Here is a 10,353-nt window from a genome sequence, read left to right on the forward strand (position 1 = left end):
ATGGAATCATTAAGTAATAAGAAAAAAGTACTGGAGCAAAAACCTTTAAGCTTTATGGAGCGCATGTATTTGCCTGCAATTGCAAAAGGTATGGGCATCACCATCAGTCACTTATTTAAAAAAGAGGCAACAATAAGATATCCTGAAGTAGAGCGTGAGTTTTCGGCAAACTTTAGAGGTATGCACTCGCTTAAACGTGATGAAAATGGTAAAGAGCGTTGTACTGCTTGCGGTTTATGTGCATTATCTTGTCCGGCTGAGGCGATTACCATGATTGCTGCAGAGCGCAAGAATGATGAAAAGCATTTATACCGTGAGGAAAAATATGCTGCAACTTATGAAATTAACATGTTGCGATGCATTTTCTGCGGATTATGTGAAGAGGCTTGCCCAAAAGAGGCGATTTATTTAGATGGACCAATTGTACCAGCAGATTATTTACGTAAGGATTTTATTTACGGAAAAGATAAATTGGTAGAGGCTCCGTTAGAAATGAAAAAATAATATGACCAATCGTCATTGCGAGGAACGAAGCAATCCTAAAGCAATGGCAATAAAAATGAGATTGCTTCGTGCCTCGCAATGACGAGGAGTACAAACAAATAACAAATTAATGAGTACACAAGTATTCTATTTCGTAGCCACATTAAGTATCATCTTTTCGCTGATGGTGATTTTTGCAAAAAATCCAATCCATAGCGTTTTGTACTTGATTCTCACTTTTTTCACCTTCACGGTACATTACGTATTGTTGAATGCACAGTTTTTAGCTGTTGTAAACTTCATCGTTTACATGGGTGCAATCATGGTATTATTCTTATTCGTACTGATGCTCCTCAACCTAAATAAAGAAACTGAGCCTGTAAAATCGCCTTTGATAAAAATTGTAGGCTTAATTGCAGGTTGTTGCTTAGTGGTAACTTTAGTTGGTTCTTTTAAGGCTGCAACAATTACAAGTCCGCTTATTTTGAAAAATCCGGGATTAGGTTTGGTAGAAAACTTGGGTAAAGAGCTTTTTGGCCCATTCTTGTTACCATTCGAATTATCGTCTTTATTACTATTGGCAGCAATGGTTGGAGCCGTTTTATTATCTAAAAGAGATGAGGTAGAGGCATAATGGAAAATTTAACTACACAAATGGCAGGCGTTCCGCTAAATCACTACATCTATTTATGTGCAATTATTTTCACAATTGGTGTAATCGGCGTATTAACCCGAAGAAATGCAATCGTAATTTTTATGTCGGTTGAGTTGATGTTGAATGCAGTAAACTTGCTTTTAACAGCTTTTTCGGTTCATAGTAACGACCCATCAGGTCAGGTTTTTGTATTCTTCATTATGGCGCTGGCTGCTGCAGAAGTTGCAGTTGGTTTGGCAATAATCGTAATGGTATATAGAAATACAAAATCGATAGATATTAATGTTTTAAATCGCCTTAAGTGGTAAATATATAGTAAGAATGACAATAGAACAATTGATTTGGTTAGTTCCGTTACTTCCTTTTTTGGGTTTTGTAATTAACGGACTGGGCAGAAATTCTTTATCTAAAGGACTTGTTGGTATCATCGGGAGCGGAGTAATCTTTGCCTCCTTTATCATCAGCGTAATTATTTTCTTTAGTTTACAAGGCGATACACAAAAATCTCACGAAGTATTTTTATTCGATTGGATTAGTGCTGGTACATTACACATTCCTTTATCGTTCCTGGTTGACCCACTAAGTTCAATCATGCTGTTAATAATTACTGGAATAGGGTTTTTAATTCACCTTTATTCTACGGGTTACATGCACAATGATGAAGGTTTTGGTAAGTTTTTCTCTTATTTAAACTTGTTTGTGTTCTTCATGCTATTACTGGTATTGGGGTCGAACTACATCGTAATGTTTATCGGCTGGGAGGGTGTAGGTTTATGCTCTTACTTACTAATCGGTTTTTGGTACACCAATAGCGCTTATGCATCAGCAGCTAAAAAAGCTTTTGTAATGAATCGGATTGGCGATTTGGGCTTTTTATTAGGTGTATTCTTAATGTTCAACTTCTTCGGAAGTTTAGAGTTCTCAAAAATATTTCCTCAAGCAGCTAATATGCTGCCAGGTAACCAAACAATAGTTTTAATCACCATTTTGTTATTTATTGGTGCTTGCGGTAAATCTGCACAGTTGCCATTATTTACCTGGTTACCCGATGCAATGGCCGGACCAACACCTGTTTCTGCTTTAATCCACGCGGCGACAATGGTAACAGCAGGTATTTACATGATTGCCCGCTCGAGCGTATTGTTCGACCTCGCCCCATTAACGCAACACATCATTGCCATTATCGGTGCGGCGACAGCTTTGGTAGCTGCAATTATCGCCCTAACTCAAACGGATATCAAAAAAGTATTGGCTTATTCTACTGTATCTCAGTTAGGTTATATGTTTTTAGGATTAGGTGTGGGCGCATATACAGGTTCATTCTTCCACGTATTAACCCACGCATTCTTTAAAGCATTATTATTCTTAGGTGCCGGTTCGGTTATTCATGCCATGCACCATGAACAGGATATGCGACACATGGGCGGATTAAGAAAAAAACTTCCGGTAACGTTCTTAACCATGATGATTGGTACCATCGCAATTGCAGGTTTACCACCATTTTCAGGTTTCTTCTCAAAGGATGAAATTTTAGCTCATGCATTTCAATATAGCCCGGTGCTTTGGGGCATTGGTGTTTTAACTGCATTTTTGACCGCATTCTATATGTTCAGAATGATGTTCCTAACTTTTTCAGGGAAGTACAGAGGTACACATCATGAAGAAAGTCATGTTCATGAATCGCCGGCATCAATGACTACACCATTAGTAATTCTAGCTATTTTAGCTGCAATTGGTGGAGCCATCAACATTCCACATGTATTTGGCGGTAATGAGTGGTTGGCACATTGGTTAACAGGTGCAGGTGTTGCGCAACACGAGTTAGATTTAAGTCACTCAACTGAATTTACTTTAATGGGTGTTTCGGTTGTTTCCGCAGTTATTGCTTTGCTTTATGCTTACACTAGATATGTTAAAGGTGCTCGTGTTCCGGTTGCTGATGAGGCACCACGCTCAGCACTAGCGAAATTATCTTATCATAAATTTTATTTAGATGAGATTTACGATTTCATTATTACAAAACCATTGGATGCTTTTTCTAAATTCTTTTACAGGGTTGTTGATACTAAATTTATCGATGGAATAGTGAATGGATTAGGATGGAGTACAAACGAGGCTAGTAAAGGTGTTCGTTTATTACAAAGTGGAAACGTAGGATTCTACATATTTATGATGGTATTTGGTATCATCGCATTGCTTGCTTATACATTTTATTACATATAAAAAGGGTTCAAAATTAAATAATGGAACAACTTTTACTACTTATATTTCTTCCGCTTGTTGGTGCTCTAATTACAGCATTTTCGGGTAAGTCTGCTAAAATAGTTTCGACCGTAATTTCGGTTGCATCTTTAGGTTTGGCTGTGTTTATTGCTTGTAATTTCATACCAAATGCAAGTACCCAGTTTGAGGCAAATTTACCATGGATTGCCGATCTAGGCATTCGTTTTCATGCTGGTATCGATGGAATCAGCATGTTGGTTGTGTTGCTTACCAACTTATTGGTGCCAATTATTATTCTATCCAGCTACAAGCACGATTATAAAAATCCATCAGCTTTTTACGCATTAATTCTATTTATGCAAGCTGGTTTGTTATTGGTATTTACCGCAATGGACGCTTTCTTATTCTACATTGGATGGGAAGCAGCTTTGATTCCAATCTATTTCATCTGCGCATTCTGGGGTGGAAAAGATAGGGTTCGCATCAACATGAAGTTTTTCGTTTACACGATTGCGGGTTCATTATTTATGTTGATGGGTATAATCTATTTGTACCTACAAAACCCTGCTCACAATTTCGATATCCAAGCATTTTATGCTTTAAATTTAGATGGAGCACAACAAGGATGGATTTTCTGGGCTTTCTTTATTGCTTTCGCGATTAAGATGCCGATTTTTCCTTTCCACACGTGGCAGCCAGATACCTACACCGTTGCGCCAACTCAAGGAACAATGTTACTATCCGGTATTATGTTGAAGATGGGTATTTATGGCGTAATCAGATGGTTATTGCCAATCGTTCCGACTGGTGTTCAGGATTGGTCTTGTTTAGCAATGGTTCTTTCTATCATTGGAATTGTTTATGCATCAGTTATAGCTTTCACGCAGAAAGATGCGAAACGTTTGGTAGCTTATTCCTCTATCGCTCACGTTGGCTTAATCGCTGCAGGCATATTTGCGTCCTTTAACCTTGGAAATCTTGGTGTACAAGGTATGCAAGGAGCGATGGTTCAAATGTTAAGTCACGGGATTAATGTAGTGGGTTTATTTTTCGTTTTGGATATTATCTTTTCCCGTCTGAAAACCAACAAAATTGAAGAACTAGGCGGTATTGCTAAAGTAGCACCTCAATTGGCGATTGCATTCCTAATCATCGTTTTAGGAACAGTAGCTTTACCAGGAACGAATGGTTTTATCGGTGAGTTCTTGTTGTTAATGGGCGTGTATAACTATAGCATTTGGGCTGCCGCAATCGCAGGATTAACCATCATTTTCGGAGCCGTTTACATGTTACGTATGTACCAAAATGTAATGCTTGGCAAAACCAATGAATTAACCCTTACATTCACCGATATCCAAGGAACTGAAAAATTGGTTCTTTATATCATTTGTGCTTTAATCGTAATTTTGGGTGTTTATCCGAAACCATTATTGCACTTAACAGAGGCATCTGTACAACATTTATTAGAACAGGTAAATCAAAAATTAACATCAGTAAAATAAGCAATGAATATTATCATAACCATTAGTATAACAGCTTTTATTGTACTTTATGCAGGTTTGTTTAAAGCAAATAAAGCATTATTGCCGCTTACCGTGGTTGGCTTACTTACTGCATTAGGATTTACTTTCGCTTCCTGGAATGGCAATGCAGTTCATTTCGGTATGATGCAGACTGATAATTTCGCTTTGGCATTTTCTGGCGTTTGCATTATTGGTACACTTTTAATTTTCTTATTAACACAAAATTATTTCCACGCTAAGAGCGATAACATAGCCGAATATTATACTTTAATCCTCTTTGCCCTGGCGGGAATGATTATGATGGTATCGTACAAAAACATGGCGATGTTGTTTGTAGGATTGGAAATCATGTCGGTAAGTTTATATATTCTTGCAGGAATTCGTAAAAAGGATTTTGCATCAAATGAAGCCTCATTGAAATATTTTTTAATGGGTGCTTTTTCTACCGGTTTTCTATTGTTCGGTATCACTTTAATTTATGGAGGTACAGGTTCTTTCGATTTAGATAAAATTCAAGCTTATTTGGTAGATAATAGTAAAGCAATTTCTCCAATATTTTATCCAGGCGTAATCTTGATGATGATTGGTTTATGCTTTAAAGTTGGCGCTGCACCGTTCCACTTCTGGACACCTGATGTTTACGAAGGTTCGCCAACTCTAATTACCACTTTTATGAGTACGGTGGTTAAAACAGCTGGTTTTGCCGCTTTCTTAAGGTTATTTGCAGGAGCATTCGCACCACTTCACGACTTTTATGTGATCCCATTAATGGTTATCGTTTGCTTAACCTTATTTATTGGCAATGTAACGGCTTTATTTCAGAAAAACTTTAAGCGCATGCTGGCCTATTCCAGTATATCACATGCGGGATACCTATTGTTTTCGCTAATCGTATTAACTAAAAATTCTGAGAGCAATGTTTTGGTTTACGCAGCAGCTTATACATTTGCATCAATCATTGCTTTCGCAGTATTAATTTTGGTGAAACAAAAAACAGGTAGCGATAGCTTTGAAAGTTTCAATGGCTTAGGTAAGAAAAACCCTTTAGTTGCTTTGTCGTTAACCGTAGCCATGCTATCATTGGCAGGTATTCCTCTAACTGCAGGTTTTATTGGAAAATATCTAATGTTCCTAAATGTAATGGGAGAATACCACACTATCCTAGTTGGCTTTGCAATCTTAAATGCATTGGTTGGTTTCTACTATTATTTCAAGGTTATAGTAGCTGTTTGGTTTAAAGATGGTGCAGATACAGAACTTTCTACACCTTCGCAATACAAGGTTGTTTTATTGGTTTCAGTAGCTATTACACTAATTTTGGGTATTTATCCTGCAATTATTTTAAATCTGATATAGAGGAATAACTAAACTTCATTTGCTAAACCCAATTGTTCTTTTCACTGGGAGCTATTATAATGTATAAATAATTGCAATAACCTGCCTTATCTTTAAATCAAATTGTTATTTCATATTATTTTAGTTAGCGTTTACCTATTTCCAAACAAGCTCCTAACTATTGGCAGTTAAAATATCATTCTTGGATTTTACGTCAACTTAAAATAATGTTCATACAATTTAGACACACTTATTTTCATCAATTAGATGAAAATTTCGTTCTGATTCAAATCCAAATTTTTAATATTATGTCGAACTTAAAATTGGCGCCAGTATTTTATAATCACAAAAAAATGTAGTTTTTATTTTACAATTTTGGGGATATTGAGAATATTTGGGGAATTTAATCCCTATTATAACTTCCAACAAATTATATGCTTACATGATTTTAATAGTTAAAATACAATTTTTATGTCGTAATAAAATTGGTTTTAGCAATTTTAAATCCACCTACCTGCATTTTTAATCTGACTTTGGTTAGAGGTTACCTTTTGGAGAGATTTGGTTGGCATGATATTGTCATAATGAAGATTTTATCTCAAAATCTTAATTATGAAAAAAAATTTAAATAGATCTTTTCTATCATTTTTTTTTGCTTTCTTCTGCCTATCATTAATCTTAAGTAATTCTGTTAAGGCGCAGAGTGTTACAGCAAGCGGTACCAATTCAACTTGTCCAAATGGTGCAAGCATTACGGCTGCCACGAACGGACTAGCTAGTCCTGTTAGTTATCAATTGTTAAAAGGAACAACAATTATAAGACCACTTGGTGGCAGTGGTTGGACTTCAAATAATATTTTTACAGACTTGCCCGCAGATACTTATACCGTAAAAGCAAGGGGAAATAATGATGATGCAACAATTGTAACTTCTGCACCTATAACAGTTACAGAAACTTATACTCCAGTTACAGCTTCGGTATCGCCGATTTCTATCACAGGGTGTACAAGTAGCACAGTAGGTACATTAACTGTTTCTGCTAGTGGCGGGAGTGGTAATTTAAGTTACGGAATTACTGCAGTTGACCAAACAACAGCACCAACAACTTTTCAAAGTTCGCCTACTTTTTCAGGACTTGCTGCTGGTTCGTATAAGTTTTGGGTCAAAGATAATAACTGTATAACCTCAACAATAATTAATACAACTGGTGTTTTAACTGTTAATCAACCGAATCCAGCCACTCAATATAATTTAGACTATGTTTATTTAACGCTTCAAAATACCAGCACATCTGCAGGAGGATATCAAATAAAAGCCTCCCAATTTTTTACGGGGAACTATGTTTATTTACCTTCTTCCCAATGGTCTTTTTATACGGTTGAAGTAAGAAATGTAAGCACTTCGACAACATTTGCAGCCCAACCCTATAATCCGAATGGGTCTTATACGTTTGCCGCAGGCACCGTTTTGCCAGGGCAAACTTTAGAATATATACTGCGTAATACTTGTGATGGAACAAGTAAAGTTTTTCCCGTTTTACAGAAGGGACCAGATGTTATCCCCTTTGCTACTTGTGGAATAGCTCAGGCGGAATATCGTGTTATGGAGGTAAGTTTAGTATCAGTTCCAGCTACTATTTATTTTACCGATAATGGCACATCTAATCCCGAAAACACTAAAACAATTGTAGTTAACAATCAAAATGATGGACCTACTTACATAAATTTTACTCCGAATACAAAGGTAAATTGGTATGTTGTTGATAATAATGGAAAAATCTGGCCAGGCGGAATCTTAGATTTTACAGTTGATTTAACAGCGGGCAATTCAAATGCAAGTTTTGTTTACAGTATTCCAAATAAGTGTGTTTTAAATAAAGCGCAGATATTAGTCAAGTTGGGTGGCGTTCCTCAGCAAACAACCGGATTAACTTATGAAGTTACGTCTTCCAATAATAGCTTGGTTCCTATTGGAAAGACAGGTTCGTTGGTTCCGGGACCTTTCAATCAAAATTACCTTTTAGAATATACCACGGGAGTAAATGATTGGCCATCTGGTAAATATACAGTAAAACTCCATTCTTCGGCTACAGCCAGTGGATGTTATGAAGGCGTTAGCGTTGATGTCGATTCTTATGGCTATGATGCAACTATAACTGGGGTAACCAAAACAGCTACTTGTGGTTCATTTAACTTTACCGTAAATGGTACCTTTAATAGGCCTCAAGAATATGAGTTGGTTATTTTAACTGGTCCAGGAACGACACCAGGAACTACGCGTAATATTGATGCTAATGGCACTGCACAGAGCTTTACTAATATGCCTTATGGAGATTACACTGTAGGTTTAAAAGTGAAAGGTGAAAACTGTATTCTAGTTAATTTGGAACCCATTACATTTAACGCTAGCAGTAGCATAGATTTTGACGCAATAAATAGTGGTGGTTTTGCTTGTGGCCCAAATGGAAAAGGTGATTTAGTGATTTCTGCTAGTACTGTTATTGTTGGGGCTACCTTAGAGTATAGCATTGATAATGGACTTAATTGGCAATCCTCAAACGTTTTTCCTAATACGCCAACAGGTACATATCCTATAAAAATTAAAGAGACTGCATGTGGTACAGAGACTACACAAAATGTAACTGTTATTCAAACTATACAAGCAACCATAAACAATAATCCAATTAGTGAATCTGTATGTGTTGGGGATAACGCAGTGTTAAATATCAATGCTATTGGAGGCACTGTTTACACTTGGACTTATCCCGATGGATCAACCCGTACAGGAAAAGTGCAAAATTTAACAAATATTACTTCTGCAATGGCAGGAATATATTCAGTAGTAGTAACAACTGCAAGCTGTATATCGCCTGCACAAACGGTAACGTTAAAAGTTGTTACGAAGCCAACTGTAAATGCAGTTTCTGCTCAAACAGCTTGTAATGGTGAACTTAAGGCAATTTCATTTACTGGAACGCAAGCGCTTGAATATTCAAATTCCACAACCTCAAATCCGATTACAACTATATATAACTGGACAAACGATAATCCTGCAATTGGCTTATCCGCAATTGGTAGCGGAGATATTTCATTTAACGCGATAAACACTGGTACTACACCATTAGTAGCAAACATAACAGTTACACCAAATACAGGCATAGGCTGTCCTGGCAGTTCACAAACCTTCCAACTTACAGTAAATCCCAACGTAGCTAAGCCAACAATAACAGGACCAACTATATTTTGTACATCTGTTGGCGCTACTTTAACCTCGTCTGCTTCAACTGCAAACCAATGGTATAAAGATGGTGTAGCGATTTCTGGTGCTACTGAACAGACTTATTTGGTAACATCAGTAGGTAGTTATACAGTAGCAATTAATGGTAATGGCAGTTGTTCTGCTCCTTCTGATCCTATTGTGTTAACAGAATCTGCTTGTAAGATTACTTCAACGAAAACAATTGTTGGTAATCCATCGAGCGTAAAACCAAATGATGTACTGACTTATAATATTACTTTAACAAATAACTTTGGCACTGCAAAAACAGGTATAACGGTAAGTGACGCTGTTCCTTCAACCTTGACCAATATCACAGGAATTAGCAACGGTGGAACATTAACAAATGGTACAATTAACTGGTCGGCTTTGACAGTTCCTGCAAACAGTAGCTTAACCTTGAGCTTCACTGCCACGGTTATACCAACACTTCCGGCAGGCACAACACAGATTAAAAACGTTGCTTCGGTTGTGGATCCTATTGATCCGAACAACCCTGAGTTACCGGAAGTTGTGGTACCAACGGAAGGGAAGATTACTTCAACGAAAACAATTGTTGGCAACCCTTCGAGCGTAAAACCAAATGATGTACTGACTTACAATATTACTTTAACGAATAACTTTGGCACTGCAAAAACAAGTGTAACGGTAAGTGATGCTGTTCCTGCAACCTTGACCAATATTACAGGAATTAGCAATGGCGGAACCTTAACCGGCAATACAATTAACTGGTCGGCATTGACGGTTCCTGCAAACGGCAGCTTAACCTTGAGCTTCCAGGCAACGGTTATACCAACACTTCCGGCAGGCACAACACAGATTAAAAACGTTGCCTCGGTTGTAGATCCAATTGATCCG

Annotated in this window: 7 protein-coding genes; all 7 read left to right on the forward strand. The window is 37.1% G+C overall.

What is annotated here, in order from left to right; translation table 11 throughout:
• Positions 1 to 504, forward strand: a complete 504-nt coding sequence (locus D7004_RS09685) for a NuoI/complex I 23 kDa subunit family protein (protein ID WP_123205668.1) — start codon at positions 1 to 3, stop codon at positions 502 to 504.
• 109 nt (positions 505 to 613) lie between these two features.
• Positions 614 to 1,117, forward strand: a complete 504-nt coding sequence (locus tag D7004_RS09690; RefSeq protein WP_123205669.1) for an NADH-quinone oxidoreductase subunit J family protein — start codon at positions 614 to 616, stop codon at positions 1,115 to 1,117.
• Positions 1,117 to 1,446, forward strand: coding sequence for an NADH-quinone oxidoreductase subunit NuoK (gene nuoK / locus D7004_RS09695; protein ID WP_010601897.1), 330 nt, complete (start codon positions 1,117 to 1,119; stop codon positions 1,444 to 1,446). The genes D7004_RS09690 and nuoK overlap by 1 nt, the downstream gene beginning before the upstream one ends.
• Positions 1,447 to 1,465: 19 nt before the next feature.
• Positions 1,466 to 3,361, forward strand: a complete 1,896-nt coding sequence (gene nuoL / locus D7004_RS09700; RefSeq protein ID WP_123205674.1) for an NADH-quinone oxidoreductase subunit L — start codon at positions 1,466 to 1,468, stop codon at positions 3,359 to 3,361.
• Between the two features lie 20 nt (positions 3,362 to 3,381).
• Positions 3,382 to 4,863, forward strand: coding sequence for a complex I subunit 4 family protein (locus D7004_RS09705; protein WP_123205670.1), 1,482 nt, complete (start codon positions 3,382 to 3,384; stop codon positions 4,861 to 4,863).
• A 3-nt stretch (positions 4,864 to 4,866) separates the two neighbouring features.
• A complete protein-coding gene (locus D7004_RS09710; protein ID WP_123205671.1) occupies positions 4,867 to 6,240 on the forward strand; it encodes an NADH-quinone oxidoreductase subunit N in 1,374 nt (457 codons plus the stop codon).
• 591 nt (positions 6,241 to 6,831) lie between these two features.
• A partial coding sequence (locus D7004_RS09715) for a DUF11 domain-containing protein (RefSeq protein WP_148042780.1) occupies positions 6,832 to 10,353 on the forward strand: 3,522 nt, incomplete at its 3' end.

Source organism: Pedobacter jejuensis (assembly GCF_003725795.1).
GTDB classification, from domain to species: domain Bacteria; phylum Bacteroidota; class Bacteroidia; order Sphingobacteriales; family Sphingobacteriaceae; genus Pedobacter; species Pedobacter jejuensis.

Excerpts from the sequence above, each read along its gene's own strand:
- nuoK (WP_010601897.1), top strand. The coding sequence starts at position 1,117 with ATGGAAAATTTAACTACACAAATGGCAGGCGTTCCGCTAAATCACTAC.
- D7004_RS09710 (WP_123205671.1), top strand. The coding sequence starts at position 4,867 with ATGAATATTATCATAACCATTAGTATAACAGCTTTTATTGTACTTTAT.
- D7004_RS09685 (WP_123205668.1), top strand. The coding sequence starts at position 1 with ATGGAATCATTAAGTAATAAGAAAAAAGTACTGGAGCAAAAACCTTTA.
- D7004_RS09690 (WP_123205669.1), top strand. The coding sequence starts at position 614 with ATGAGTACACAAGTATTCTATTTCGTAGCCACATTAAGTATCATCTTT.
- D7004_RS09705 (WP_123205670.1), top strand. The coding sequence starts at position 3,382 with ATGGAACAACTTTTACTACTTATATTTCTTCCGCTTGTTGGTGCTCTA.